Annotated in this window: 23 protein-coding genes and 1 pseudogene; 13 read left to right on the top strand and 11 right to left on the bottom strand. The window is 67.0% G+C overall.

What is annotated here, in order from left to right:
• Together A5709_RS23510 and A5709_RS23505 are read left to right on the top strand one after the other, a co-directional pair.
• On the top strand, positions 1–2122 hold a 2122-nt coding region (locus tag A5709_RS23510; protein WP_068122838.1), incomplete at its 5' end, for a RyR domain-containing protein.
• Between the two features lie 139 nt (positions 2123–2261).
• Positions 2262–3770 (top strand): sensor domain-containing protein, encoded by a 1509-nt coding sequence (locus A5709_RS23505; protein WP_068010808.1) that lies wholly within the window; start codon positions 2262–2264, stop codon positions 3768–3770.
• Between the two features lie 241 nt (positions 3771–4011).
• On the opposite strand, the gene A5709_RS23500 is transcribed toward A5709_RS23505, so the two are convergent.
• The gene (locus tag A5709_RS23500; protein ID WP_067948634.1) at positions 4012–4890 is read right to left on the bottom strand and encodes an aminodeoxychorismate lyase; all 879 of its coding nucleotides are present in this window, start codon (positions 4888–4890) and stop codon (positions 4012–4014) included.
• Between the two features lie 78 nt (positions 4891–4968).
• Between A5709_RS23500 and A5709_RS23495 the strand changes: the two genes are divergently transcribed.
• Together A5709_RS23495 and A5709_RS23490 are read left to right on the top strand one after the other, a co-directional pair.
• The gene (locus A5709_RS23495) at positions 4969–6063 is read left to right on the top strand and encodes a folate-binding protein YgfZ (protein WP_068122837.1); all 1095 of its coding nucleotides are present in this window, start codon (positions 4969–4971) and stop codon (positions 6061–6063) included.
• A 144-nt stretch (positions 6064–6207) separates the two neighbouring features.
• Positions 6208–6393: a DUF3073 domain-containing protein gene (locus A5709_RS23490; RefSeq protein WP_067948638.1), complete on the top strand. Its 186-nt coding sequence runs from the start codon at positions 6208–6210 to the stop codon at positions 6391–6393.
• 61 nt (positions 6394–6454) lie between these two features.
• Here the strand turns inward: A5709_RS23490 and purM are convergent, their stop codons facing one another.
• The 3 genes from purM to A5709_RS23475 form a co-directional block, all read right to left on the bottom strand.
• A complete protein-coding gene (gene purM / locus A5709_RS23485; protein ID WP_066957902.1) occupies positions 6455–7549 on the bottom strand; it encodes a phosphoribosylformylglycinamidine cyclo-ligase in 1095 nt (364 codons plus the stop codon).
• Between the two features lie 71 nt (positions 7550–7620).
• The gene (gene purF / locus A5709_RS23480) at positions 7621–9147 is read right to left on the bottom strand and encodes an amidophosphoribosyltransferase (RefSeq protein ID WP_067948640.1); all 1527 of its coding nucleotides are present in this window, start codon (positions 9145–9147) and stop codon (positions 7621–7623) included.
• Between the two features lie 139 nt (positions 9148–9286).
• Complete coding sequence (locus A5709_RS23475; protein WP_068010805.1) at positions 9287–9676, bottom strand: sterol carrier family protein; 390 nt, start codon at positions 9674–9676, stop codon at positions 9287–9289.
• A 19-nt stretch (positions 9677–9695) separates the two neighbouring features.
• On the opposite strand from A5709_RS23475, the gene A5709_RS23470 reads away from it, so the two are divergent.
• Positions 9696–10910: an MCE family protein gene (locus tag A5709_RS23470; RefSeq protein ID WP_068010803.1), complete on the top strand. Its 1215-nt coding sequence runs from the start codon at positions 9696–9698 to the stop codon at positions 10908–10910.
• Here the strand turns inward: A5709_RS23470 and A5709_RS23465 are convergent.
• From A5709_RS23465 to A5709_RS23445, 5 genes are all read right to left on the bottom strand, one after another.
• A complete protein-coding gene (locus A5709_RS23465) occupies positions 10892–11530 on the bottom strand; it encodes a CPBP family intramembrane glutamic endopeptidase (protein ID WP_068010812.1) in 639 nt (212 codons plus the stop codon). The genes A5709_RS23470 and A5709_RS23465 overlap by 19 nt on opposite strands.
• A gap of 19 nt (positions 11531–11549) precedes the next feature.
• Positions 11550–13847 carry a phosphoribosylformylglycinamidine synthase subunit PurL gene (gene purL, locus A5709_RS23460; RefSeq protein ID WP_068010801.1) on the bottom strand — a complete coding sequence of 766 codons (2298 nt, stop codon included), beginning with the start codon at positions 13845–13847 and terminating at the stop codon, positions 11550–11552.
• Between the two features lie 50 nt (positions 13848–13897).
• On the bottom strand, positions 13898–14245 hold the full coding sequence (locus A5709_RS23455) for a VOC family protein (protein ID WP_067948648.1): 348 nt from the start codon (positions 14243–14245) through the stop codon (positions 13898–13900).
• Between the two features lie 65 nt (positions 14246–14310).
• Positions 14311–15837, bottom strand: a complete 1527-nt coding sequence (locus tag A5709_RS23450) for a multicopper oxidase family protein (RefSeq protein WP_068010799.1) — start codon at positions 15835–15837, stop codon at positions 14311–14313.
• The gene (locus A5709_RS23445; RefSeq protein ID WP_197500988.1) at positions 15834–16280 is read right to left on the bottom strand and encodes a hypothetical protein; all 447 of its coding nucleotides are present in this window, start codon (positions 16278–16280) and stop codon (positions 15834–15836) included. Before A5709_RS23445 ends, A5709_RS23450 begins: the two co-directional genes overlap by 4 nt.
• Before the next feature lie 197 nt (positions 16281–16477).
• Here A5709_RS23445 and A5709_RS23440 point away from each other — a divergent pair, with 197 nt between their 5' ends.
• On the top strand, positions 16478–16927 hold the full coding sequence (locus A5709_RS23440; RefSeq protein ID WP_067948650.1) for a nitroreductase family deazaflavin-dependent oxidoreductase: 450 nt from the start codon (positions 16478–16480) through the stop codon (positions 16925–16927).
• A 46-nt stretch (positions 16928–16973) separates the two neighbouring features.
• Positions 16974–17342: a DoxX family protein gene (locus A5709_RS23435; RefSeq protein ID WP_067948651.1), complete on the top strand. Its 369-nt coding sequence runs from the start codon at positions 16974–16976 to the stop codon at positions 17340–17342.
• A 3-nt stretch (positions 17343–17345) separates the two neighbouring features.
• Here the strand turns inward: A5709_RS23435 and A5709_RS23430 are convergent, their stop codons facing one another.
• Complete coding sequence (locus A5709_RS23430; RefSeq protein ID WP_197520221.1) at positions 17346–18614, bottom strand: M18 family aminopeptidase; 1269 nt, start codon at positions 18612–18614, stop codon at positions 17346–17348.
• A 166-nt stretch (positions 18615–18780) separates the two neighbouring features.
• Here A5709_RS23430 and A5709_RS23425 point away from each other — a divergent pair, with 166 nt between their 5' ends.
• The 3 genes from A5709_RS23425 (at position 18781) to A5709_RS23415 (ending at position 21393) form a co-directional block, all read left to right on the top strand.
• Positions 18781–19791: a Dyp-type peroxidase gene (locus A5709_RS23425; protein WP_067948652.1), complete on the top strand. Its 1011-nt coding sequence runs from the start codon at positions 18781–18783 to the stop codon at positions 19789–19791.
• On the top strand, positions 19788–20585 hold the full coding sequence (locus tag A5709_RS23420; RefSeq protein ID WP_067948653.1) for a family 1 encapsulin nanocompartment shell protein: 798 nt from the start codon (positions 19788–19790) through the stop codon (positions 20583–20585). The genes A5709_RS23425 and A5709_RS23420 overlap by 4 nt, the downstream gene beginning before the upstream one ends.
• A 79-nt stretch (positions 20586–20664) precedes the next feature.
• Positions 20665–21393 (top strand): SDR family NAD(P)-dependent oxidoreductase, encoded by a 729-nt coding sequence (locus tag A5709_RS23415; RefSeq protein ID WP_231987050.1) that lies wholly within the window; start codon positions 20665–20667, stop codon positions 21391–21393.
• A 15-nt stretch (positions 21394–21408) separates the two neighbouring features.
• Here A5709_RS23415 and A5709_RS23410 read toward each other — a convergent pair whose 3' ends face one another.
• The gene (locus A5709_RS23410) at positions 21409–23103 is read right to left on the bottom strand and encodes an MOSC and FAD-binding oxidoreductase domain-containing protein (RefSeq protein ID WP_068122825.1); all 1695 of its coding nucleotides are present in this window, start codon (positions 23101–23103) and stop codon (positions 21409–21411) included.
• A gap of 170 nt (positions 23104–23273) precedes the next feature.
• Between A5709_RS23410 and A5709_RS23405 the strand changes: the two genes are divergently transcribed.
• The 3 genes and pseudogenes from A5709_RS23405 to A5709_RS23390 all read left to right on the top strand — a co-directional run.
• Complete coding sequence (locus tag A5709_RS23405) at positions 23274–24146, top strand: alpha/beta fold hydrolase (protein WP_067948683.1); 873 nt, start codon at positions 23274–23276, stop codon at positions 24144–24146.
• A 65-nt stretch (positions 24147–24211) separates the two neighbouring features.
• Positions 24212–25530 (top strand): annotated as a pseudogene (locus tag A5709_RS29305) (TetR/AcrR family transcriptional regulator).
• Positions 25531–25747: 217 nt separating this feature from the next.
• A partial coding sequence (locus tag A5709_RS23390) for an alcohol dehydrogenase catalytic domain-containing protein (RefSeq protein WP_156744979.1) occupies positions 25748–25994 on the top strand: 247 nt, incomplete at its 3' end.

Raw genomic sequence — 25994 nt, 5'->3', positions numbered from 1 at the left:
GATCGCCGTCCTCATCGGCATGAGCGCGATCCTGGGCCTGACCTCCTATTGGGGATGCCACGACGCCAACCATCCCGCTTTCTTCACGCCACTGATGGCGACGGCCAGTCTGGTCAAGGGTGGCACCGGCGACTTCTCGGTGAGCGGACGCACCTGCCCGAGCCCAACGCCGGTCGGCCTGGAACTGGCCCGCATCGCGGCACTGTCGGCGATCTTCACCGGGCTGGGGGGCGTCGTGGTGGGGGTATTCCGGGCCCAGGTGGACCGGCTGCGGGCCAACCTGGCTGATTCCGTCACCGCCATCGTCGGGATCGACGGCGACACCCAGTCAATCGTCAGCGAAGTCGCGCGGACGCTGGACCGACGCGGCACGCTGGTCGTCATCACCGGCGCCGGCGATGACCGGGTGCAGCGGGCACGCAGGCAGGGCGCCCGGGTGGTCCTGGTGGACTTCAACAACCCGTCCACGCTGGTGTCCCTGCGGCTGTGGCGACACCTGTCGCGCCTCTACCTGATGGCGCCCGACCCGGCGGTCAACCTGTTGTGGCTGAACCAGATCGGCCGCCGACTCGACGAGGTCGCCCACAAGCGCCGGTTGCCGCTGATCGTCCGGATGGACGACCCCTGGCTGGCGCAGGCCTGGCGGGCCCAGCAGTTCGGCGGGTCGGACATCCGGTGGGCGGCCGATGTGGTCGGCAGGTATGAGGTGACCGCGGCCAGGCTGCTCGACGGCATCATCGCAACGGGGCGAACGAGTCGGGTATTCGTCTGCGGCTCTTCGCAATTGACCCTCGCGCTGTGTGCCTACCTAACCCAGCGCGCGTTGGAACGCGACTTTTACACCCCGCCGGGCGTGGCGCCGTTGCCCGCGCTCACGCTGGTCGAAAGGGACGCCCAGGAGTACCTGGCGGATCACGAGTTCTACCGGCAGCAGGCGGGATTCATGTCGGAGGGACCGGCCATCGATGCCACGGCCGAGTCGCCGACGGTCCCGACCATGCTGAAGCTGATCGGTGATGTCGACCCCGCGACCAGTGCCGTGATCTTCGTGGACTCCCACGCCGCGACGACCGCCGCGCGGCTCGCGGCCCGCTTCCCCGACATGCCCATCTACGCCTCGGACCTCAACACCAGCATCAGTGACGACTCGATTCAGGTCGTCGGCCGGTTGCAGTCCTACTCGTTGGTGCTGGACACCCAGGAAGGCCAGGCGCAGGACGCCTGGGAGCGCGCGGCGAGGCTGATCCACGAGCGTTATGTGTCGACGATCGACGCGGCCGCGCCACGCTCCCCGGCGACGATGCCCTGGGCCGAGCTCAATGAGTTCTACCGGGGGTCCAATCGGCGTCAAGTGCGCAATGCGCTGTGGATGGTCGAGCAGATCGCGGGCCACACCTGGAATACGTGGGGCAGCCCGCCCGCCCAGCTGTCCGGCAACGAGATGGCGGGGCTGCCTCCCTTGGAACAGCTAACCCTGATGGGCTTCGATCAGTATTCGGCGATGAGCATGGCCCGCGCGGAGCACGAGGATTGGTGCCGCTACTACCGCCACAACGGTTGGAAATACGGTTCGCCGCGCGACGATTCGCGCAAGATCCATAACAAGCTGGTCGACTGGTCGGTGGTCGAGAGCGATCCCGAGTTACTCAGTGCCGCGGTGCGCAGCCTGGCGGCCACGTTGTGGAGCCTGCGCCAGCTTGGCTTCCGGTCGCGCCCGCTCTGGCGATCCTTCACCCGGGTGGGGACGGTGGCCGCCGAACAGCGAAGCACCCCATGGACGTGGACGTCGGATTCGGGCCACACCATGCGCGCCGACGCCGGCGACTGGGCGATCCAGGAAGACGGCCGGGTGTGGTCGGTTCGCGACGACATCTTCCGGGATTCCTACGAGCCGGCCGGCGACGGGCGCTGGCAGCGCAAAGGGCGCGTCCAGGCCCGTCCTGCCTACCCGGGCGAGACGGTGAACACCTTGGAAGGGCCGACCACCGCGGCGGAGGGCGACTGGGTCGTCCGGGGATCCACAGGCGAGCAGTGGCCGGTTCCCGGCGCAGAATTCGCGCGTCGCTATGCCGAATTCCACCCTCCCGAGGACGCTTCGGCGGTTGGCGGCGCCCAAGCTTAGGTTTCAGCCGTCGCCCCGGATAGGCGCGAATTTGCGCCGTCTGACACCGCCCAGCACTGATACGGTATCGGCGCATGCCCAATAGCCGGGTGCGCCGATTTCGCCGTTTGTTTGCTACGCCTCCCCGTAGGAGACCGTGATGCCGCTGTTCATCAGCTACTCGAGCCAAGACAGGGCGGCGGTCGACGCTCTGACGGCCGCGCTTCGGCGCGCGCAGCAACAGGTCTGGTTCGACCAGGAGCTCGGCGGCGGCGAATCGTGGTGGAACAAGATCCTCGAGCAGGTCCGCTCGTGCGACGTGTTCATCGTTGCGCTGTCCAACAACTGGCTGCAGTCCAAACCCAGCCAGGCCGAGTTGCGGTACGCGAGGGCACTGAACCGGCCGATCCTTCCCGTGCGCATCGGTGACGTCGACAGCATGCGCGTGAATCCCCTTGCGGCATTGCAGATCATCGACTACCGGGAACCGACCGTCGACGCCGGCATCCAACTCGTAACCGCCGTACACGCACTGCAAAGCAAGCCGGTGCCGTTGCCGGACCCGCTGCCCGAAGAGCCACCGGTGCCGTTCGGGTACATCACCCGGTTGGGTGACACCCTCGCCGAAAAAGAGCTCAGCCCGCAGGCACAGACCCAGCTCTTGATCGAATTGAGGCAGGGACTCGACGAGGACGGCGACGACCCCAGCGCCCGCGGCGACATCGGGCAGCTGTTGCGCATGCTGCGCCTGCGCCACGACGTCACCTACCGCACCCGCACCGAAATCGACAACGTGCTGGCCGAGATCGAGGCCAGGGACAGTTCGTCGGGGGGACCGTCGGAGACGACGACCCCGGCCCCTGCCGCACCGCAACCCGCCGCACCAGCATCGCCCACCGGTCCGTTGCCGAAGGCCGCCGCGCCCACGGCGGCGGGCGGGTCCGGAAAGAGGCTGATGATCCTCGGCGGCGCGGCTGCGGCGGTCATCGCGGCGATCGTGATCGCCGTCGTATTGACCATGCAGGGAGGCAAGACGAAGCCGTCCCCGAAAGCCGGCGGCACCCCCAGTTCGGCGGCGCCCAGCGCCCCGGCCGCCGGCAACGCCTCAAACTTGGACTCGTATCTGCTCGGCCCCGCCGACGTCGGCGCCGTCGTGGGCGACCCGAACCTGGTGGTTTCCGAAAAGGCCGCACAACTGCGCAACCTGCGGGCGACGCTGTCCAATCCGGACTGCAAGGGCGCATACGAACCCATCGAGGAATCGTCCTACAAGGGGGCGGACGGCTACACCGCGGTGAGCGGGCAAGCCGTGCACACCGCCGGCGAAAACCCGCCGCACCGGCTCTACGAAGCGGTCGTACAGTTCTCGTCGCCTGACAAGGCGACCGCGTTCGTGCAGGGGTCCGCGGACAAGTGGAAGGCGTGCGCCGGACAGCAGATCACGGTGAACTTCAACGGCAAGTCCTACGGGTGGACCTTTGGTGAGGTGACCGGGACCGTACCGAGGATCTTCCAGGCGCGGACCCAAGCGGACGGAACCCGGATCTGCCACCACGCGCTGCACGCGGTGTCCAGTGTGGTCGTCGACCTGCTGCTGTGCGGCCCCGACGCCGAGACCGGTCAGGCGGGCAAACTCGCCGGGCAGATAGCCGCGAAGGTGGGCCAGTAACCACTCCAGACATGGAGCGGCCCCCGAGCAAGGCTCCTGGTTGGACAGACCGGAAGCTCGGGGGCCGGGTGGCTACGGGGAATTCGCCAGCGCGCGTATATCGCCGGCTCTTCGAAAGCCACTGCTGCTAGCGCGCAGCCACCTCACATGTCCATGAAGCTATCAATTCTCGGACCACCTCCCTTCTTGTGTACGGCCGACCGTACCCGGGATTCCGCAAGCCGACAACACAATTCAGCGCTTAGCGATCGCTGACGATCGCCGAGTCGACCAGTGCGGCGAATTCGGCGGCCAACGGTGACCGGGGCAACGGCCGACCGTCGAGGGTGTGCACGCGGGCGGCCAACGTCATACTCGAGACCAGCCAGATCCCTTGCGCGGCATGGAGATCGGTGGGACGCAGCGCGCGGTAATCGCAGTCGTACCCTTTGGCCCGCGCCACCTCGAAAAGGGCCTGTTGCGTGGTGCCGCGCAAAATCGGATACCACGGCGGCGGCGTGAGCAGACACAGGTCCCCACCGGCCTCCGTCGCGATCACCACCGTCGAGCGCGGCCCTTCCAGGATGTAGCCGTCCGAGCTGACGAAGATCACGTCACCGGCGCCTTGTCGGGCGGCATGACGCAACGCGGCCATGTTGACCGCGTAGGACAGCGTCTTGGCGCCGGCCAGCAGCCACGGCATGGCGTCGGCACCGGCCGAGGGCAGTCCGCGGTCCAACGTCACCGCGGCCAGGCCCTCGCGCCGAACCGCCGTCACTCGTTCGGGGACGGGGTTGACCATCACATAGGTGGTCGGCTCCGTCCCGCCCTCCCGGCCGCGGCTGTAGATCAGGCGCATCGCGCCTTCGTCAGCGGTGTCCGCGACCCACTGCCGAGTGGCCAGCCCGATCGCATCGCGCCAGCTCGGCAGGTCCGGCTCGGGTAGGTCCATCAACCTCGCCGACTGGGTCAGCCGTTGCAGGTGGGACTCGACCAGACAGGGTCTGCCGTCGCGGATCAACAGAGTCTCGAAGATGCCGTCGCCGCGCACCGCCGCCAAATCGTCGGCGTGCAGCAGCGGCGCGTCCGGCGGATGAATCGCGCCGTCCAGCGTGACGATGACACCCGCCTGCCCTGCCATGAAGGTAAAGCCTAGCCGCGAATGTGAGGGTGGCCGCACGCTCGTCGGCGGGCGGCAAGGGGTCCGTAGAGTTGACCCATGACTGCAGTGCCTGCACCCGATGCCGGACCCGACGCGGGCGCCGTCTGGCATTACGGCGACCCCCTGGGCGAGCAGCGCGCGGCCGAAACCGCTGCAGTCGTGGTAGACCGCTCGCACCGGGCGGTCCTCACCCTGACCGGTAACGATCGCCAGAAGTGGCTCCACAGCATTTCCACGCAGCACGTCAGCGACCTCCCGGAGGGCGCCAGCACCCAGAACCTCAGCCTTGACGGTCAGGGCCGCGTCGAGGACCACTGGGTCCAAACCGAACTCGGCGGCACCACCTACCTGGATACCGAACCCTGGCGGGGCGAACCGCTGCTGGACTACCTGCGCAAGATGGTCTTTTGGTCCGACGTGACTCCGGCTGCCGCCGACATGGCGGTGCTTTCGTTGTTGGGCCCGGGCCTATCCGACCGGGCGGCGCTCGATGCGCTCGGCGTGGACGCCCTGCCCGCCGAGCTGACGGCGATCCCGGTGGCCGGCGGAGGCTTTGTGCGACGTATGCCCGGCGGTCCGTCCGGCCGAATCGAACTGGATTTGGTGGTCCCGCGCGGCGAGTCCGCCGGCTGGCAAAACCGCTTGGTGCAGGCGGGGTTGCGACCCGCGGGGGTGTGGGCCTACGAAGCACACCGGGTGGTGGCGCTGCGCCCGCGGTTGGGCGTCGACACCGATGAGCGAACGATTCCGCACGAGGTGGGGTGGATCGGCGGTCCCGGTGAGGGCGCCGTCCACTTGGACAAGGGCTGCTATCGCGGCCAAGAGACCGTCGCGCGGGTGCACAACCTCGGTAAACCGCCCCGGATGCTGGTGCTGTTGCACCTCGACGGCTCGGTCGAGCGGCCCTCGACGGGCGACCCGGTGCTCGCGGGTGGTCGCGTGGTCGGTCGTCTTGGCACCGTGGTGGATCACGTGGACCTCGGGCCGGTGGCCCTGGCGCTCATCAAGCGTGGGGTGCCCGCGGACACGAAATTGGCGACCGGCCCGCAGGCTTCGGTCGCTGCGGTGATCGACGCCGATTCGCTGCCGGCCACGGAACAGATCGGCGCGGGACGGCTGGCCGTTGAACGCTTGCGGGGCGGTGCGAGATAATTGTGAATGACGTCCGCCACAGCGGCAGGGGGCACCGACGCCCGACCGTAAGGCACGGTAAACTGTCGGCAGGACAATAACGACACCAGGAGATCGGAGCCGCCTGATTCGGGCCGCTCCGTTATTGCGCGAGGGGGTTCCCCCATGGGCCGCGGCCGGGCTAAGGCAAAGCAGACCAAGGTTGCTCGAGAACTCAAATACAGTTCTCCGCAGACCGACTTCCAGCGGCTTCAGCAAGAGCTGGCAGGAACGGGTGCCGGCGACTCCACCGAGCTGGAGGACGACGGCGTCGCCGACTCCTGGGCAGACAGCGACGACTGGCGTCGCTAGAACTGACGCCGCGATGCCGATGGCACTCGCTTCGGCACGGAGCTAGCCCCGCTCCCGGCTTTTAGAATCTCGGGTGCTGACCGACGAGCTTTGCCCGCGGGCCCTCTTTACCGCCTTTGCAGACGGTTCCCAGCACCCAGCAGTCCAAGTGGCGGGCCGTCAAGATGGCCAGGGCCCGGTCGGTGTCCTCGGGGGCGACCACGGCGACCATGCCCACGCCCATGTTGAACGTCTTCTCCATCTCCTCGCGCGTCACCCGCCCACGCTGGGCGATCATGGCGAACACCGGGGCGGGCGTCCAAGTCCCGCGGTCGATCTCGGCAACCAGGCCGTGCGGGATGACGCGTTGCAGATTGCCGGCAAGTCCGCCGCCGGTGACATGGCAGAACGTGCGGACATGGGTTTCGGCGGTCAACGCCAGGCAGTCTTTGGCGTAGATCCGGGTCGGCTCCAACAGCTCCTCGCCCAAGGTGCGGCCGAACTCTTCGACATACCCGGCCAGGTTCATCCGGTCGATCTCGAGCAGCACCGTGCGCGCCAGGGAGTAGCCGTTGGAATGCAGGCCGGAGGAGCCCATCGCGATGATGGTGTCGCCGGGTTTGACGCGTTCGGGACCCAACACGTCGTCGGCCTCGACGACGCCGATACCGGTCGCCGAGATGTCGTAGTGGTCGGGTTCCATCAGGCCGGGATGTTCGGCGGTTTCCCCGCCCAGCAGCGCGCAGCCGGCTCGCACACACCCCTCGGCGATACCCGCGACGATCGCGCTGAGGCGTTCGGGCACCGTCCGGCCCACCGCGATGTAGTCCTGCAGGAACAGCGGCTCGGCGCCACACACCACGAGGTCGTCGACCACCATCGCGACCAGGTCCAGGCCGACGGTGTCGTGCTTGTCCATCGCCTGGGCGACCGCCAGCTTCGTTCCCACCCCGTCGGTGGAGGCCGCCAGCAGCGGTTCGCGGTAGTCGTTGCGCAACGCGAACAGCCCGGCGAACCCACCGAGGCCGCCCCGCACCTCGGGCCTGGTGGCCTTCGTCGCAAGCGGCTTGAACATTTCAACGGCGCGGTCGCCGGCCTCAATGTCCACCCCGGCCGACGCGTAGGTGATGCCGTGGGTGCCCGGGCTTCGTCCGGGGCTTTTTCCGGGATCCGTCATCGCGATAAAGGCTACCGGGCGCCGCCGACCGCCGTTATCAAACGTCGTGGAAGGGGCGCGCCGGACGTCCGTCAGTGGACGATCGGCACTTCGTCGGGTGCCAGATCGTCGAGACCGGCTCCGCGGGCGGCGTTGGCGAGCATGTGCTCGATGACGTTCTTACCCAAGGCCGTCTCCTCGGGCAGTTCGATCGGATACTTGCCGTCGAAGCAGGCGGTGCAGAGCCGCGACGCGGGTTGCTCGGACGCCGCCACCAGGCCACGCAGCGAGATGTAGCCGAGGGTGTCCGCACCGATGGCGTGCCGCACGGCTTCGAGCATCTCCTCTTTGTCCTGCACGGCGTTGGCGATCAACTCGGCCGGCGAAGGGAAGTCGATGCCATAGAAGCAAGGCCACTTCACGGGCGGCGACGCGATGCGCACGTGGACTTCGACGGCACCGGCCTCGCGCAGCATCCGCAACAGCGCGCGCTGGGTGTTCCCCCGCACGATCGAGTCGTCGACGACGATGAGCCGTTTGCCGCGGATCACCTCGCGAAGTGGGTTGAGCTTCAACCGAATACCGAGCTGGCGAATGGTCTGGGACGGCTGGATGAAGGTCCGCCCGACGTAGGCGTTCTTCATCAGGCCCTGCCCGTACGGAATGCCGGACTCCTGCGCGTATCCCACCGCGGCCGGGGTGCCCGACTCCGGGACCCCGATCACCAGGTCGGCGTCGACCGGGCATTCACGGGCCAGCCGGCGACCGATCTCCACCCGGGTGGCGTGCACGGACCGGCCGGCGATCGTGCTGTCCGGACGCGCAAGGTAGACGTACTCGAAGACGCAGCCCTTGGGGGTGGGGTTGGCGAAACGCGTGGAGCGCACCCCGTCGGCGTCGATCGCGAGCAGCTCGCCCGGCTCGATGTCGCGCACGAACGACGCGCCGACGATGTCGAGGGCCGCGGTTTCGGAGGCCACCACCCAGCCGCGATCCAGACGTCCGAGCGAAAGTGGCCGCACCCCATGCGGATCGCGGCACGCATACAGCGTGTTCTCGTCCATGAACGTCAGGCAGAACGCACCGCGCACGGTTGGCAGCAGGTCCAGGGCCGCCTGCTCCAGCGTGGAGTCGGCCGCGCCGTGGGCCAGCAGCGCGCCCAGGATGTCGGAGTCCGTGGTGGCCGGGGCGGGCGCGCGGCGGGCGATCAGGCCCGCATCGCGGGCGCGGGCGGCGAGCTCGGCGGTGTTGACCAGGTTTCCGTTGTGCCCTAGGGCGACGCCGGTGCCGGCGGCGGTGTTGCGGAACACCGGTTGCGCGTTCTCCCACGTGGTGTCGCCCGTGGTGGAGTAGCGACAATGCCCGATGGCGACATGGCCCGGCATCGCCGCGAGCGTCTGCTCGTCGAACACCTGGCTGACCAAGCCCAAGTCCTTGAAGACGAGGACCTGCGATCCATCGGCGACGGCGATGCCCGCGGCTTCCTGCCCGCGATGCTGCAGGGCGTACAAGCCGTAATAGGTGAGCTTTGCGACGTCTTCGCCCGGGGCCCAGACCCCGAATACACCACACTCTTCACGAGGCGAGTTGAGGTCCTGCTCGGGTTCCTGGTCGGTCACAATTGGGGGGCTCCCTGGGGAACGGTTGGTGACGTAACGGAGTCTACGGGTCCGACGCCCGCGACCGCGAATTAACAGCGCGTGTTGAGGGGCGAAAATTCCCGCAGCTGACTCTAAACCTGCAGTTCAGGGTTACGATTCAGCCGACATCGAACAAGGGCAGACAGTGCTCGATCTCACCCGCCCGAGCGCCGGAAAGGCTCAGCGCAGCGGCGTCCTTCGCCTCCTGGAAAGACAACAGCCCGGTCGCCAGCAGCAGCCACGTCCGCGGATCGGTCTCCACGACGTTGGGAGGCGTGCCCCGGGTGTGCCTGGGCCCCGCGACGCATTGCACCGCGACAAAGGGTGGGATACGCACCTCGACGCTGGCGCCGGGCGCCACGGCGGCCAGAGTGCGCGCGGTGAGTCGGACGGCCGCGGCAAGACTCTCTCGGTCGGGGTCCGGCAGGGATTCGTCGCGTAACCAATCCGCCACCGCCAACACGGCCTGCCGAGTCTTTGCCGGATCGGCCTTTTCACGGGCGGCCATACCCTAGGGTCTCAAACTCATGGAGCGTCGTCGCCTGCGGCGCGGGCCACCGTACAAGACCGTCGGCCTCGTGACGGTCATCATCATGGGTTTGGCCGGGTCGCTCCTGTACCTGCAGTTCCGTGGCGATCTCACGCCGACGACGAAGCTCACCATGGTCGCCACCCGGGCCGGACTGGTGATGGATCCGGGATCCAAGGTCACCTACAACGGGGTGCAGATCGGCCGGGTGGCGAGCATTTCCGAGATCACCCGCGACGGCAAGCCGGCCGCCAAGGTGGTCCTGGATATCACCCCCCGATACGTCGCGATGATTCCGGCCAACGTGGCGGCGGCCATCAAGGCCACCACGGTCTTCGGCAATAAATACGTCGCGTTGAACTCGCCGCCGCAGCCCGCGGCCCAAGCGATCACGCCGTCAACCGTGATCGATGCGAGGTCGGTGACGACCGAGTTCAACACCGTGTTCGAGACACTCATCTCGATCGCGGAGAAAGTCGACCCGGTCAAGGTGAATCTGACGCTCAGCGCGGCCGCGCAAGCCCTGACGGGGTTGGGCGACAAGTTCGGCGACTCTGTGGTCAACGGGAACACGATCCTCGACGACGTGAATCCCCAGATGCGGGAAATCCGCGGCGACATCCGGCGGTTGGCCGCGCTCGGCGACACGTACGCCAACGCCTCGCCGGACTTGTGGGACGCGCTGGACCACGCGGTGACCACGGCGCGTGCGCTCAACCGCCAGCAAGGCGACCTGGATGCCGCGCTGCTGGCGGCGGCCGGCCTGGGCGGCGCGGGCGCCGACGTATTCGGCCGCGGCGGACCATACCTGGCCCGGGGGGCGGCCGATCTGGTGAGCTCCAGCCAGCTGCTCGATGAATACAGCCCGGAAATCTTCTGCACCATCCGCAATTTCAACGAGGTCGGACCCAAGATCCACAACGCCCTCGGCGACAACGGCTACTCGTTGGGCGCGCACGCAGCGGGCGCAATCGCCGGCGCGCCCAATCCGTACATCTGGCCGGAGAATCTGCCCCGAACCAACGCCAGGGGCGGCCCCGGCGGCATGCCGGGCTGTTGGCAGACAATCACCCGCGAGCTGTGGCCGGCGCCGTTTCTGGTGATGGACACCGGCGCAAGCATGGCCCCCTACAACCACTTTGAACTCGGTTCACCGCTTTTCGTCGAGCATGTGTGGGGTCGACAGCTGGGCGACTACACCATCAACCCGTGACGCCGCCGCACGCCGAGCGCGGCGATCGCGCCGGCCTCGTTGATGGCCAGGTGCACCAACATCGGCGCGGCGAGGCTGCCGGAACGCTCTGCCAGCCAACCGAATAACCAGCCCGCGATGCCCGTCACCAAAACGGTGCCCATCACCGGGTCGCCCGCCGACCTCGCGTCTGCGACGTGGGAGAGCCCAAAGCACGCCGCTTGCAACAACCTTCCGCCGGGCCTGCCACATGCCCCGGAAGCGACAACGGTCAGCGCCGCCCGGAACGCGGCCTCCTCGGCCCACACGGTCCCGACGGGAATGCGCAGCAGCAGCCAGGCGGGCACCGATCCGGGCGGCTCCCGCTCGGCCATCGATGCCCGCACCAACGGCAGCGCCGTCGTAGCCGCGATCACGCTCGCCGCCGCCGCGCCGGCCGCCGACCCCAGCCGCAACCCCACCCAAAGCCGCGGCGGAGATAAACCCAGCGGAGCACGCGTCACCAGCACCAGCAAGCCGGCCGCTCCGGCCTGCACCGCGACGCGCCAAGCGGCGGGTAGTCGCGGGCCGACAAAGCTCCAGCTGACCAGGGCGGCGGCCAATGAGAACGCACCTGCCCGGCGAAAACCGTTTCGGCCCATCAGCATTCGCCGGCGGGACTTATCCGAAGAGGTGGGGCAGCACCGACTCGGACGTCTCGCGCAGTTCGGCCAGCGACACCGTGAACAGGCCCTGAACCTCCACCGCGTCCGAGGCCTGGTCGACGACGCCGATGCGCACCGCGGGCAGCCCCCGCGCCTCACACATCGCCCGGAACCGGCTCTCCTCGGTGCGTGGCACCGCAATCAGGACCCGGCCCGCTGACTCGGAGAACAACGTGACGAACGGATCGGCACCCTCGGGAAGCACAATGCGGCAACCGGTTTCGCCCGCCAGGGCGGCCTCCACGATCGCCTGCGCGAGCCCGCCCTCGGACAGGTCGTGCGCCGCCGACACCAGCCCATCGCGGGAGGCCGCGGTCAGCACCTCAGCCAATAACTTCTCGTGCGCCAGGTCGACCGCGGGCGGCAGCCCACCCAGGTGGTCGGCCGTCACCTGCGCCCAGATGGAACCGTCGAGTTCATCGCGCGTATCGCCCAGCAGCATCAGGGTCTCGCCCGGTTCGCCACCCAGACCGGTGTGGATGCGCCGGCGGACATCGTCGAGCACACCGAGCACACCGACCACAGGCGTGGGCAGAATCGCTGCCGACCCCGTCTGGTTGTAGAAGCTGACGTTGCCGCCAGTGACCGGAATACCAAGGGCCGCACAGCCATCCGCTAGTCCCCGCACCGCCTGCGAGAACTGCCACATCACGCCGGGGTCTTCCGGAGAGCCGAAATTGAGGCAGTTGGTCACCGCGACGGGGGTCGCGCCGGTGACGGCGACGTTGCGGTAGGCCTCGGCCAGCGCGAGTTGGGCTCCGACATACGGATCGAGCAGCGTGTAGCGTCCGGACGCGTCGGTCGATAGCGCGATGCCGCGGCCGGTGGTCTCGTCGACGCGAAGCACACCACCGTCGGCGTGCTCGGCCAGCACGGTGTTGCCGCGCACATAGCGGTCGTACTGTTCGGTGATGAAGGCACGGCTGCACAGGTGCGGGCTGCCCAGCAGCGCAAGCAAAGTCGCGCGCAGCTCCTCTCCCGTCGCCGGGCGCGGCAGGCTCGTTGACCGGTCCGCGTTCAGGGCGTCCTGTGATTCGGGCCGGGCGACAGGCCGCTGGTACACCGGCCCCTCGTGTGCCACGGTGCGCGGCGGCACGTCGACAACCGTCTCCCCGCGCCAGGTGATCCGCAACCGGTCACCGTCGGTGACCTCGCCGATCACCGTCGCCAGCACCTCCCATTTACGACACACCGCCAAGAAAGCGTCCACGTTGTCCGGCGCCACCACCGCGCACATCCGCTCCTGCGACTCGCTGCAGAGCACCTCAGCGGGCGTCATGTCCTTGGCCCGCAACGGGACGGCGTCGAGCTCGATCGCCATTCCGCCGTCTCCGGCCGACGCTAATTCCGAAGTCGCGCAGGATAATCCGGCGCCACCGAGGTCCTGGATGCCAATCACCAGGCCGCCCGCGTAGAGCTCGAGGCAGCACTCGATGAGCACCTTTTCCATGAAAGGGTCACCCACTTGCACCGAGGGCAGCTTCTTGCGGGACCCTTCGCTGTCGAAGGTTTCCGACGCCAGCACCGACACCCCGCCGATGCCGTCGAGACCGGTGCGCGCGCCGAACAGGATGATCTTGTTTCCGGTGCCCGAGGCAAACGCCAGGTGCAGGTCCTCCTGGCGTAACACGCCCACACACAGGGCGTTGACCAATGGGTTGCCGGCGTAGCAGGCGTCGAAGACGGTCTCGCCGCCGATGTTGGGCAATCCGAGCGAGTTGCCGTAGCCACCGATCCCGCGGACCACCCCGTCGACCACCCGGCGGGTATCCGGCGCGTCGGCGGCCCCGAACCGAAGCTGGTCCATCACGGCGACCGGCCGCGCGCCCATGGCCATGATGTCGCGGACGATGCCGCCGACGCCGGTCGCCGCGCCCTGGTAAGGCTCGACGTAGGAGGGATGGTTGTGCGATTCCACTTTGAACGTGACGGCCCAGCCGTCGCCGATGTCGACTACGCCGGCGTTTTCGCCGATGCCGGCCAGCATGCCGGCGCGCATGTCGTCGGTGGTGGTCTCACCGAAGTAGCGCAGGTGGACCTTGGACGACTTGTACGAGCAGTGCTCGCTCCACATCACCGAATACATCGCCAGCTCGGTGTCCGTGGGTCGGCGGCCGAGGATCTCACGAATTCGCTGGTACTCGTCGTCTTTGAGACCGAGTTCGGCGAACGGCTGCGGCTGGTCGGGGCTGGCAGCGGCGCGCTCGACGGTGTCGATCGCCTGGGTGCGGGCGCTCGTCCCGGAGACTGTCACGCCAGACAGTCTAGGGCTGCGGTGACGTGGCCGTGGGGCGGCCGCGGGGGCTATTGACCGACGACGCAGAACACATTGCCCTCGGGGTCTGCCAGCACCACCCAGCGGAAATTTTCGCCGAATTCGTGCCGGCCCACCTCGGTGGCCCCGGCGGCTATCAGCCGAGACACCTCGGCATCAACGTCGGCGGCGCCGAAGTCGAGATGCACGCGGTTCTTCCCGGGCGTGGGGTCGGGCACCTTCTGGAATCCGAGGCGGGGTCCTTCGGACAAACTCACCGCGGTGAACTCGTCGGCGAGCAATTCCTGCGTCGTACCACCGAACTGCTCGGCCCACCATCCGCCCAGCTTCGCGGGATCCCGGCAGTCGAAAGTGATCATCTCCACGTTGAGCGCCATACCGCCAGACCATAGGCCTCTCACGGGCTCAGGCCCAGCTTTGTGCCTGTGCCGTCATCCAGCGGTTACGCGATGGTCAGGAAGTCGGCCATCATGGCCATGTCTTCGTGCTCGAGGTTGTGGCAATGCAGCAGGTAGGAGCCAGCGTAGTCGGTGAAGCGGGTGAGGACTTCCACGGTCTCGGCCGGGCGGACGTCGACGGTGTCTTTCCAGCCCCCGTCGAAACGTCCGGGCGCGCGGTTGTTGCGGGAGAGCACTTGGAAGGAGTTCAGGTGCACATGAACGGGATGGTGGAACTCGCTGATCAACCGCCAGATTTCTGTCGTGCCGAGCCTGGGGCGCGCCAGCGGCCGGCCCGGTTGATACGGCAGGTCGTTGATCGTCCAGACGCCTCTTCTGCCTAGGCGGAAGAGGAAGGTCCGGGTGGCCACGACTTGCTCTCGGCCGAGGGGGGCGCTGGTGCCGAGCCGCTCGGGGATCGCTGAATCATCGGAACGGTCGCTGCCGACGACGTCGAACCGCATGACCTCGGCGGCGCTTCCGGTACCCAACAGGTTGAGGAGGCGCACGCTTGTTCCACGCTGATAGCGGCCGAAGTCGACGACAACCTCGAAACGTTCGGCCGGAGCGATGTCGATGAAGTCATGGCTTACCGGCCGCGCGAGCAATCCGCCATCACTGCCGATTTGCACCAGTGCCGCCCCTCCAGGCGGCTGCGGGTCCAATTGCAGGCGATAGCGACGGGCGTTGGATGCGTTGAGTAGCCGCAGGCGATAGCGGGCAGGATCGGTTTGCAACACCGGCCATGGCGCACCGTTGACGAGGATGACGTCGCCCAGGACGCCGTTCATGTAGTCGCCCGTCACCCCACCGGGGTCAGCGGCCGGGTACCGGAACGAACCATCGGCGGCGAACGCACGATCGGCGATCATCAGCGGGATATCCCGGAAGCCGCGAGGCAGCGGCAACGCGTCTTCCTCGTCGTCGTGAACCAGGTGAAATCCGGCCAGCCCGCGCCACACCGCGGCACCGGTGTAGCCCATGCGGTGATCGTGGTACCACAACGTTGCGGCTCGCTGATCCAGCGGATAGACGTAATCACGTTGCCCGACAACGCCGTTGCGCGCCATGTCCATTGCGGCCGGTTGACCGGCCTGCGGCAGGATGAAATCGGTCGGGTACCCATCGTGGTCCGGTGGGGTGTGCCCGCCATGCAGGTGTACCACCACCGGCACCGGCAGAGCGTTGCGGTGCCGCACGACGGTGCGTCGGCCGGACCGCGATGCAATAGTTGGGCCGGGAAAGCTCGTGTTGTAAGTCCATGCCGCGGTGGTCATCTCGGGCAGGATGCGTAATTGCGTGACCTGCTGCGTGATCTCGTAGTAGTCGGTGTGAGCATCGGTGCCGACTGGCGTCAATTGTTCCGGGATCGGCAGCGGGACTTGGTAACGGGCAGGCAGTTTGGTCTCACTGCGCATCAGTCGCCCCGACTCGGCGGAGCCCAGCAGTGTGCTGGACAGTGGCCAGCCGGCGCCCACAACCCCGATCCCTGCCGCGGCGGCGCCCAACCGCAACGCGCTGCGTCGATTCACCGAGTCACGTCCTGCTGTTCCGCGAGAGGGAGTGCGGTCAGCGGCAGGCGCCAAACCGACGCGGTCAGCTGCAGGATTCCGGCAATCAGCAGAACTCCGAGCGGAACGTGCAGGCCCGTCAGCCGCAATTCACCCGAGGCGAACTCGGCGACGAAGAGAATCGTCACGAGCGTACCCACCGCTACCGGCCACCGCGGCCCGCCTGTCCTGCTGACGATCACCAGCACAACCACCTGCACGACGGAGAGCACCGTGGTCACTTTGGCGCCGACTGAGTGCAGCATCAGTGCGTTGTACTGCCCGCCCAGGAAACTGCCGGCCAGTGCGGCCTGAGCCACCGCCAGGATCGCCAGCGTGGTGCTGGTAGCACGGGCGACTACCCGGGGCCAGCGCTGGTTAGCGTCGCGAGACCACCAGCCTGCGTACAGCTTGGCGTCTGTCATGGTTCTCCTTCGTCATGGGCGTCGGATCCGTGCTCAGGAATGACGACGAGACGGCGCCTCGAAAAGTTACGCACGCAGCTGTAACTTTCTGCGCCGCCGATCCGTCCTTGAATTACGAGCTGCTCGGTTACAACCTCGGCGGTTCCCATCACAGCCGATTCCACGTTCGCCGCAACGGAATACACCAAGGAGAAGTGATGTCCAGTCCGACGCCGCCCCGCTGGCTGAAGCCGATGAACAAGTTCATGATCGCGATGCAAAAGCTGGGTGTACCCACGGGACCGCCCATGGTTTTGACGGTGCCGGGCCGCAAAACGGGACGACCGCGCAGCACGCCGATGACACCCTTCAGGCTGGACGGACAGCTTTTTGCCGTGGCCGGATTCCCCGGTGCCGATTGGGCACGCAATGCGCGGGCCGCCGGCGCCGGGACGCTCCGCAAGGGCCGAAAGGTGCGGCGAGTCAGGATAACTGAGCTGACCGCCGAGCAGGCCCGCCCCGTGTTGCGGGAGTACCCGATCCAAGTGCCGGTCGGTGTCGGCTTCTTGAAGCGCTCGGGCCTGGTGCGTGACGGCCATCCCGAAGAGGTCGAGGCGCTGGCAGGCCGGATCGCCGTGTTCCGATTGGATCCCATTCCGGCGGGCTAACTCCCGACGATTCCCCTATCGTTCGACCATCCCCGGAGCCACCAACATGCACACCGCATACCTTGCCGTGACGATAATTGCCATCGCCCTCGACGGATTTTCGGGCGTGAGCGCGCTGCTCCACTTCGCGCCCATCATTCCGCCTATGAGACGGGCCGGGGTTCCGCTGTCCTGGCTGAGATTTCCCATCGGCACCCTGAAAACCCTAGGCGCGCTTGGGCTTGTGGTCGGACTGTGGATTCCAGCGATCGGCATCGCGGCGGCGGCCGGGCTGACCATCTTCTTTATCTGCGCGATGTACACCCACGTACTCGCCAACGATATTTCCGGTCAGTTCGTCTTCGCCGGGTTCCTGCTTGCGCTCAACGCCGCGACCTTCGCACTCACCCTGATTGCTCACCCGGCAGTCGTCTAAGCCTTACGGCTCGGGCGAAAGGAACGCGCGCATCGCCGCCGAGTAGGTGACTACGTCGTGAGCGCCCATCAATTCGCGCGCGGAATGCATCGCCAGCTGTGCGGCGCCGATGTCGACGGTGGGGATGCCGGTCCGGGCCGAGGCCAGGGGCCCGATCGTCGACCCGCACGGCAGATCGGCGCGGTGCTCGTAACGCTGCAGGGCGACCCCGGCCTGCTGGCAGGCCAGCGCGAAGGGCGCGGCCGTGCGCCCGTCGGTGGCATAACGCAGGTTCGGGTGCACCTTGAGCACCGGGCCGGCGTTGACCTCGATGAGGTGGCCGGGCTCGTGCCGCTCCGGATAGTTGGGGTGGGTGGCGTGTGCCATGTCCGCCGAGGCCAGCAACGACTCGGGCAGCCGACGCAGGAAGTCTTCCCGGGTGCCGCCGGCGGCGAGCACGATCCGCTCGAGGACGGTGCTCAGCAGGTTGGACTGCGCACCGTGATCGGAAGACGAACCGACTTCCTCGTGGTCGAAAAGCACCAGCACGGGCACGACGCCACGCGGCTCGGCGGCGAGCAGAGCCTCCATCCCGGCATAACAGCTGGCCTGGTTGTCCAGTCGGGGAGCGCTGAGTAGGTCACCGTCGGCGCCGAGCACCGTCGATCGGGTGAGGTCGTGGGTCATCAGGTCGGCGGACAGGACCGCTGCGGGCGCAACCCCGGCGCGTTCCGCGACGAAGTCAACGAAAGACCTCGCTTCGGCGCCGACGCCCCAAACCGCGTTGACGTGTCGCTGCGGGTCCAGCGTCAGTGATTTGCGGTCCTCGGCCAGGTGAATGGCAAGCTGCGGTACCCGAAGGATCGGCTCGTCTATCCTGACCAGCCGGTGCTCGATCCCCGTGCCTCGAGCACTCGAGTGCACCGACAACCGTCCGCTGATGCCCAGGTCGCGGTCCAGCCAGGAGTTAAGCCACGCTCCGCCGTACGGTTCCAGCGCCACGACGCGCCAACCGGCGACCAGCCGATCCGGATGCTGCTTGACCCTTAGGTTAGGGCTGTCGGTGTGTGCGCCGACGATCCGGAACGGGCCGTCGGGCCGATCGGAATTCCAGGCGACCAGCGAGCCGGCCCGCACCGTGAAATAGCGACCCGGTTCGGAAGGCCAGCGTTGCGCTTCGCTCAGTTCGGTGTACCCGGCGGCGGTAAGCCGCGCCGCCACCGTGGCACAGACGTGAAACGGCGACGGAGAAGCGTCGATGAATTCGCAGAGGCCTGCGGCGCTGGCCGACATGTTCAACATCATGGCTGTCGCCGACAACGGAGTTCACGCTAGGTCCAATTGCGCGGCTCCTTGCTCGCGCACTTCCTGCGCTCGCCGTCGCCACGCTCGGTCTGATTGCGCGGCTCCTTGCTCGCGCACTTCCTGCGCTCGCCGTCGCCACGCTAGGGTCGCCCATGTGCCTCCCGTCCAGCCGCAGCCGATCCTCGAGCCGTTGACGCCTGCGGCGGTCTTCCTGGTAGTGACCATCGACGACGGCGGGGAAGCGACGGTGCACGACGCGCTTCCTGAGATCTCCGGACTGGTGCGTGCGATCGGGTTCCGCGAGCCGCCGAAACGGTTGTCGGCCATCGCCTCGATCGGCTCGCGAGCCTGGGATCGCTTGTTTTCCGGTCCGCGACCCGCCGAGTTGCACCCGTTCGTCGAAGTGAAAGGTCCGCGGCACACCGCCCCGGCCACGCCCGGGGATCTGCTGTTCCACATCCGGGCCGAGAGCTTGGACGTGTGCTTCGAATTGGCCGACCGCATCCTGAGGTCAATGGCCGGTGCCGTCACCGTCGTCGACGAGGTACACGGATTCCGCTACTTCGACAACCGCGACCTGTTGGGCTTCGTCGACGGCACCGAAAACCCCGACGGTCCGTTGGCCGTCAGCGCCACCGCCATCGGCGCCGAAGATCCCGAGTTCGAGGGGTCGTGCTACGTGCACGTGCAGAAATATCTGCACGAAATGTCTTCGTGGAACGCGCTGTCGGTCAGTGAGCAGGAGTTGGTGATCGGCCGGACCAAGCTGGAGAACCTCGAACTCGACGACGACCAGAAGCCGGCCAACGCCCACATCGCCCTGAACGTGATCACTGACGACGACGGCACCGAGCTGAAGATCGTGCGGCACAACATGCCGTTCGGCGAGCTCGGCAAGGGCGAGTACGGCACCTACTTCATCGGTTATTCCCGCACGCCGCGAGTCACCGAACAGATGCTGCGCAACATGTTTCTCGGGAATCCACCGGGGAACACCGACCACATCCTCGAGTTCTCCACCGCGGTCACCGGAGGCTTGTTCTTCTCCCCCACCGTGGACTTCCTCGATGATCCACCGCCACTGCCCGCAGCGCCGGTGGCGGAAACGTCTGTTGCACAAGACGGCTCACTTTCGATCGGCAGCCTGAAAGGAAACCCTTCATGAACAACCTCTACCGCGAACTGGCACCGGTCACCGAAGCCGCTTGGGAAGAAATCGAAACGGAGGCGACCCGGACATTCAAACGCCATGTCGCCGGGCGCCGGGTGGTCGACGTCAGCGGCCCCGGCGGCGCGGTCACCGCGGCGGTCAGCACTGGCCGCTTGATCGACGTGGCGGCACCGTCCGACGGCGTGGAGGCTCACCTGCGGGCGAGCAAACCCCTTGTCCGGCTACGGGTTCCGTTTACCCTCTCGCGTTACGAGATCGACAACGTCGAGCGTGGTGCGCAGGACTCCGACTGGGACCCGGTCAAAGAGGCCGCCAAGAAGTTGGCGTTCGTGGAAGACCGGGCGATCTTCGAGGGCTACGCCGCCGCATCGATCGAGGGCATCCGCTCCGCCAGCTCGAACAAGCCGCTGACCTTGCCGGCCGATCCTCGCGAAATTCCCGATGTCATCACGCAGGCGATCTCCGAATTGCGGCTGGCCGGCGTCGACGGCCCGTACTCGGTGTTGCTGTCCGCCGACGTCTACACGAAGGTCAGCGAGACCACCGAACACGGCTATCCGATCCTCGAGCACATCGACCGGCTGGTTCCGGGAGACATCATCTGGGCGCCGGCCATCGACGGTGCTTTCGTGCTCACCACCCGTGGCGGCGACTTCGATCTACAGCTCGGGACCGACGTGTCGATCGGTTACACAAGCCACGATGCGGACACCGTGCAGCTGTATCTGCAGGAGACCCTGACGTTCCTGTGCTACACCGCCGAGGCGGCGGTCCCGCTGAGCTCCTAGGAATAAATGCCGGCGCGCGGCTGCTGAGCGGGAGACAAGTGAACTTCTCTCCCGGAGGCAGGGTCCGATGGCAGCAACAATGGCAGGCTCCACCGCGCTGGTGACCGGAGCCACGTCGGGTATCGGCCGCGCAATCGCGCTGAAACTCGCGGGGCGAGGCGTCGAGGTAGTAGTGCATGGCCGCGACGCCGAACGGGGCGCGAAGACGGTGCGCGAGATCGAAAACGCCGGAGGCAGGGCGCGTTTCGTCGCCGCAGACCTTAGTGACGCCGACGATGTCCGCCGGCTCGCGGCCGAGACTGGGCCGGTCGACATATTGATCAACAACGCCGGTATCTACAAATTCGGCGCGACCGTAGACACCGACGACGCAACGTTCGACCAGCATGTGAATACCAACCTGCGCGCGCCTTACATTTTGGTCCAGCGATTGGTGCCGGGCATGATCGAGCGCGGCGGCGGAACGGTGGTCAACGTGAGCACCGTCGCGGCTTCGGTGCCGGCGAGCGGTGCCGGCATCTACGGCGCCACCAAGGCCGGCCTCGAATTGCTGACCCGGGTGTGGGCGGATGAGTTCGGGCCATCCGGGGTGCGGGTGAATGCCATCGCCGCCGGGCCCACCGACACTCCCGGCGTCGCGGCCCTGCCCGGCGTGTTGGAGGCGGTGGCAGCCAGCACCGCGCTCGGCCGGCCGGCCGATCCTGGCGAAATTGCCAGTGCGGTCGTCTTCCTCAGTTCCACCGACGCCAGCTATGTCAACGGCGCGGTGTTGCCCGTGGCCGGCGGCCAGCTTGCAATCGCCGCCTGAGGCAGGACTTTTCGCCTATGCGTCCAGCACTAGATCTGTCTCTGGAGCCGCCGAGCAGATGAGTATCGTCCCCTGCTCGGGCGGCTCCAGCGGCGGCTGCGCGTAACTGGCCCTGCCGGTGACGACACCGGTGACGCACACATGACACACGCCGCTCCGGCAGGAGAACCGGGTGGGCACGTCGCAAGCCTCGGCCAGCTCGAGGATGCTCTCGAATTGGCCTGACCAATTCACCGTTAGTCCGCTGCGCGCGAACGTGATTGACGGTCCGGTTCCCGGACGTCCCGCCGGGGGATGCGGCGGGACACGGGGAGCGCCGTCGACGATACCCGGATTGATCGACGGCAGGGCGCCGAATAGCTCGCTGTGGATCCGCTCAGGGGCCAGGCCCTCCGCGATGAGTGCTTCGCGCATGTCGCTCATAAATTGGGTTGGGCCACAGAGGTACGCAGTGGCATGAGCCGGGATACCCAGCGCCGCAAGTGTCGACCGGCCCAACCGCCCCTGCGTGTGCGTATAGAACACCGACTGCCGCGCGTGCGGCAACGACTCGATCAAGCTGGTGACTTCGGCTGCGAACGCCTGTTTTTGAGGACTGCGGGCGGTGTGCACCCACCAAATCTCGCGGGTGCTGCGCACCGCCGCGAGCGCATGCAACATCGCCAAGACCGGGGTGATACCGATTCCCGCCGAAAGCAGCAAGACTGGGCCGTCACCCTCGGTGAGGTGAAACTCACCTCGCGGTGCGGCGGCCTCCACGACCGAGCCCGCTTCGATGTGCTCGTGCAACCAACGGCTCACCAGACCTTGCTCTTCACGTTTGACGCTGATGCGGTAGTACCCGGCGCCCGGGTCGCCCGAAAGCGAGTAGCTGCGCAGCGGCACTGGTGCGCCCGCGCCGGGGATTCGCACCGTCAGATATTGCCCAGGGAGCGGCGGTGGGAGACTCGCTTGGTCGTCGGCCTCCAGCCAGAGAGACATCACCTGTGAGCTTTCCCGGCGTATTGCGTTGACACGCAAGGGACGAAAGCCCTCCCACGCCGGCTGGGGTAGGGCTGCCGAAGCCTGCTGCGCTGCGAGCATGTCGCGAAACGACTGTTGCCAGCCCGGACTGAGCGCGGTGACGTCGACGACCTTGCGAAGCCGGTCGACGTCGCGGTTCGGCAGATAAAGTAGCGCATCGACGTCGGCGACGCTGAGCTCGTGTCTACCACGGTTGGTCCGCACGATGTCATCGCCGGCACGGACCTCTCCCTCAGTGATCACCCGGAAGTAGAATCCCGGACGCCGTTGGGAAACAAGCAAATTCGGCATCCTGGGATCGTTCAGGCGCATTCCAACGCGGAAGCAGGTGACCCTGGGCTGGGTCACCTCGAACTCGGCCCCACCGATCCGGTAGCGGTCACCGATGCACACCTCGTCGTCGGGCAGCCCGGTGATCGTGAAGTTCTCCCCGAAGTGGCCCGGCACGAGGTCGTCGCGGCCCAGGTAGCTCTTCCAAAAGTCGTAAGACTCGGTCTGATACACCATGACGGCGCGCTGCTCGCCGCCGTGGCCGCCGAGATCGCCCTGGGCGTCGCCGTCGAGGTTCAGGCGGCGCACCATGACCGGCCCCTCGACCGGTGTCTTCCAGATCCCGGTATAGACGGTCTTGTCATGCCACTGAACGTTCTTGGGCATGCCGACGTTTACCGAAATCAGCTTGCCCACTATTCACCTCCGGGCTTCGCCAGTGGGACGGCCGGCCCAGAATATGCCGCTCCGTGCCGAAGGGCAACAGGTGGCGCGACTGTTGCACCGCGCCCGCTCAGGTGCATAATGGGATGCGTAACCCAAATTTCTGGTGAGCAGGACGCCCCGCGAAATTGAGGAGAATGGCCATGCCAGCCGTGCATCATCGATACGCCACCGTCGACGGCCACCGGCTCTTCTTCCGCGAAGCGGGCGACCCGAACGCTCCCGCGTTGGTGCTGTTGCACGGGTTTCCGACCAGCTCCTACATGTTCCGGCATCTGCTTCCGGCGCTCGCCGACGATTTTCACGTCATCGCGCCGGATCACCTGGGCTTCGGGCTTTCCGACGCGCCGTCCGTGCAGCAGTTCGACTACACCTTCGACGCGCTGACCGACCTCACTGCCGGGTTGCTGCGCGCGCTCGGCATCAACAGACATGCCATATACGTCCAGGATTACGGCGCGCCGATCGGTTGGCGGCTGGCGCTGCGCGACCCCTCGGCGATCACCGCGATCATCACCCAGAACGGCAACGGCTACGACGCGGGATTCGTCGACAACTTCTGGAAGGTTGTGCGGGCCTACCAAACCGAACAGACGCAGGAGACGGAGGCCGCGGTACGGCAATTCCTTACGCTGGACGCCACGCGATGGCAGTACGTCACCGGCGTTCCCGACGAGACCCTCGTCGACCCGGAATCGTGGCATCACGACTACGCGCTCATATCGCGGCCGGGCAACGACTTGGTGCAGCTGAAATTGTTGCGGGACTACGCCACTAATGCGCCGCTCTATCCACGCCTGCACGAATACTTTCGCGCCAGCCAGGTGCCGCTGCTGGCGGTGTGGGGTCGCGGTGACGAGATCTTCGGTCCGGCCGGTGCCGAGGCATTCGCCGACGACCTGCCGGATGCCGAGATCCGCCTGCTCGAGGGCGGCCACTTCCTGCTGGAGTCCGCACTGGACGACGTCACCGCGCTGATTCGCGGGTTCCTGACCAAGGTTGACATGACCGCCTGACCGGTTCCGGAATCAATGGGTTGGATATCCCATAGTTCTTAAGGCGCGCGGGTTAGCCTGACGCGATGGCACATTCCGATGTTCGAGACGAACAACGGTTGACCGCCAAGGGGCGCGCCACCCGGGACCGCATCGTGGAAGCGGCCGCCCAGCTGATTGTCACCGAGGGCCTGGCCGCGGCGAACATGGAAAACGTCCGCAAGGCGGCATCGGTCAGCGGTTCGCAGCTGGCCCACTACTTCACCGACAAGAGCGCTCTGATTCGCGCGGTCCTCAGGCGTCAGATCGGCGTGGTGCTCGACTTCCACCGGCAGCCCTCGCTGGGAGGCCTGGACTCCTTCGAAGACTTCGAGCGGTGGATCGACCTCAACATGCGGTATCTCAGGCGCATCGGGTATTTCGGCACGCCCACCTACCACGCGCTTGCCGCCCAGCTGGCGAAGTCCGACGACGCGACGCGCGAAACGCTGGCGGCCGGCTATTGGCAGTGGGTCGAACTGCTCCAGGCAGCGATCCACCGGATGAAGGACAACGGCACCTTGGTCGCGGACGCCGACGCCCGACGATTGGCGATGGTCATCGTCGCCGCCCATCAGGGCGGGGGCACGTTGGCCTTCACCTACCGCGCGGAGTGGCCGCACGCGGACGCGGTTCGATTCGCGATCAACTACCTACGCAGCTTTGCCACCGACCCCGGCGAGCGGGTTGCCCGACCTGCGCGGCGTCCACGGGGCCGCCGAAGGACCGTCACGTGAGCGACGACGGCCCAACGCGATTCACCAGCAAGGGATTGGCGACTCGCGCGCGCATCGTTAACGTAGCCGCCCGTCTGATGTTCGAGCGGGGCGTCGCCAACACCAGCATCGAGCAGGTTCGGCGCGCAGCGGGGGTGGGCGGCTCTCAGATCGCGCACTATTTCCGCGACAAACGCGATTTGACCCGCCAGGTCGTTGCCACCCGCCGCGAAGACGTGCGGGCATTCCACACCCAGCCACCGCTCGGCGCCCTGGACAGTGTCGACGCCCTGCAGGCATGGGCCGACGCCTGCGTCGCCGACATAGACGCCGTGTACCGCGTCGGCGGTTGCGTCTACGGCTCGTTGGCGGGTGAGCTGATCGACGCCGACGATCAGATACACGACGATCTCTCCGCCGGGTATGACCAGTGGATCGACCTGTTTCAGGCCGGCCTAACGGCAATGCGCCGACGCGGCGACTTGCGCTCCGGCGCGGACCCCCGCCACTTGGCGGTGTCGCTGGTCGTCGCGCATCAGGGCGGTGCGATGTTGACGTATGCCACCGGGGATCCGGAACCGCTGCGGACCGCCGTCAACGCCGCCGTCGACTACGTCCGCTCGTTCGCGACACCCGCGCGCAAGGACTGAGCCAAATAACGACACCCCTGGACAGATTGGGACGCATAGCCCATAATAACTGGGTCAGCTGTCCCATTATGTGCCCGGAGACCTAACCATGGTTGCGCACCTCCGGATTCGTTGAGGCGGGCCAGGAATTCGGGAGGAGCGCCACTTGTCCACCAGCGACGCATCCCAGCTGCCGACCGCCCCCGCGAGGGTGCGCGAGCAGCCCGGCGGGGAAACGATGCGCGCGATCATCCTCGACGGGTTCGGCGGCCTGGACAAGCTGGTCTTCGCCGACGTTCCGAAGCCGCTGCCCAAGAACGGCGAAGTGGTGATCGAAGTCAAGGCGTTCGGCATCAACCACGCCGAGATGCACATGCGGCGCGGTGAATGGGCCGAAGCCGCGGAAATCAGCGGCATCGAATGCGTCGGCGTCGTCGACTCATGCCCGGGCGGCGAATTCCCGGTGGGCGCCAAGGTGGCGGCGC

This window comes from Mycobacterium sp. E1386 (assembly GCF_001672745.1).
Classification (GTDB): Bacteria; Actinomycetota; Actinomycetes; order Mycobacteriales; family Mycobacteriaceae; genus Mycobacterium.
The sequence above is the reverse complement of the archived record's forward strand: the minus strand, read 5'-3'. Positions and strand labels throughout refer to the sequence as shown.

What these genes read in the sequence shown, in the direction of transcription:
- A5709_RS23505 (WP_068010808.1), top strand. Translation starts at nt 2,262, where the DNA reads ATGCCGCTGTTCATCAGCTACTCGAGCCAAGACAGGGCGGCGGTCGAC.
- A5709_RS23500 (WP_067948634.1), bottom strand. Translation starts at nt 4,890, where the DNA reads ATGGCAGGGCAGGCGGGTGTCATCGTCACGCTGGACGGCGCGATTCAT.
- A5709_RS23495 (WP_068122837.1), top strand. Translation starts at nt 4,969, where the DNA reads ATGACTGCAGTGCCTGCACCCGATGCCGGACCCGACGCGGGCGCCGTC.
- A5709_RS23490 (WP_067948638.1), top strand. Translation starts at nt 6,208, where the DNA reads ATGGGCCGCGGCCGGGCTAAGGCAAAGCAGACCAAGGTTGCTCGAGAA.
- purM (WP_066957902.1), bottom strand. Translation starts at nt 7,549, where the DNA reads ATGACGGATCCCGGAAAAAGCCCCGGACGAAGCCCGGGCACCCACGGC.
- A5709_RS23475 (WP_068010805.1), bottom strand. Translation starts at nt 9,676, where the DNA reads ATGGCCGCCCGTGAAAAGGCCGATCCGGCAAAGACTCGGCAGGCCGTG.
- A5709_RS23470 (WP_068010803.1), top strand. Translation starts at nt 9,696, where the DNA reads ATGGAGCGTCGTCGCCTGCGGCGCGGGCCACCGTACAAGACCGTCGGC.
- A5709_RS23465 (WP_068010812.1), bottom strand. Translation starts at nt 11,530, where the DNA reads ATGGGCCGAAACGGTTTTCGCCGGGCAGGTGCGTTCTCATTGGCCGCC.
- A5709_RS23455 (WP_067948648.1), bottom strand. Translation starts at nt 14,245, where the DNA reads ATGGCGCTCAACGTGGAGATGATCACTTTCGACTGCCGGGATCCCGCG.
- A5709_RS23445 (WP_197500988.1), bottom strand. Translation starts at nt 16,280, where the DNA reads ATGACAGACGCCAAGCTGTACGCAGGCTGGTGGTCTCGCGACGCTAAC.
- A5709_RS23440 (WP_067948650.1), top strand. Translation starts at nt 16,478, where the DNA reads ATGTCCAGTCCGACGCCGCCCCGCTGGCTGAAGCCGATGAACAAGTTC.
- A5709_RS23435 (WP_067948651.1), top strand. Translation starts at nt 16,974, where the DNA reads ATGCACACCGCATACCTTGCCGTGACGATAATTGCCATCGCCCTCGAC.
- A5709_RS23430 (WP_197520221.1), bottom strand. Translation starts at nt 18,614, where the DNA reads ATGTCGGCCAGCGCCGCAGGCCTCTGCGAATTCATCGACGCTTCTCCG.
- A5709_RS23420 (WP_067948653.1), top strand. Translation starts at nt 19,788, where the DNA reads ATGAACAACCTCTACCGCGAACTGGCACCGGTCACCGAAGCCGCTTGG.
- A5709_RS23415 (WP_231987050.1), top strand. Translation starts at nt 20,665, where the DNA reads ATGGCAGGCTCCACCGCGCTGGTGACCGGAGCCACGTCGGGTATCGGC.
- A5709_RS23405 (WP_067948683.1), top strand. Translation starts at nt 23,274, where the DNA reads ATGCCAGCCGTGCATCATCGATACGCCACCGTCGACGGCCACCGGCTC.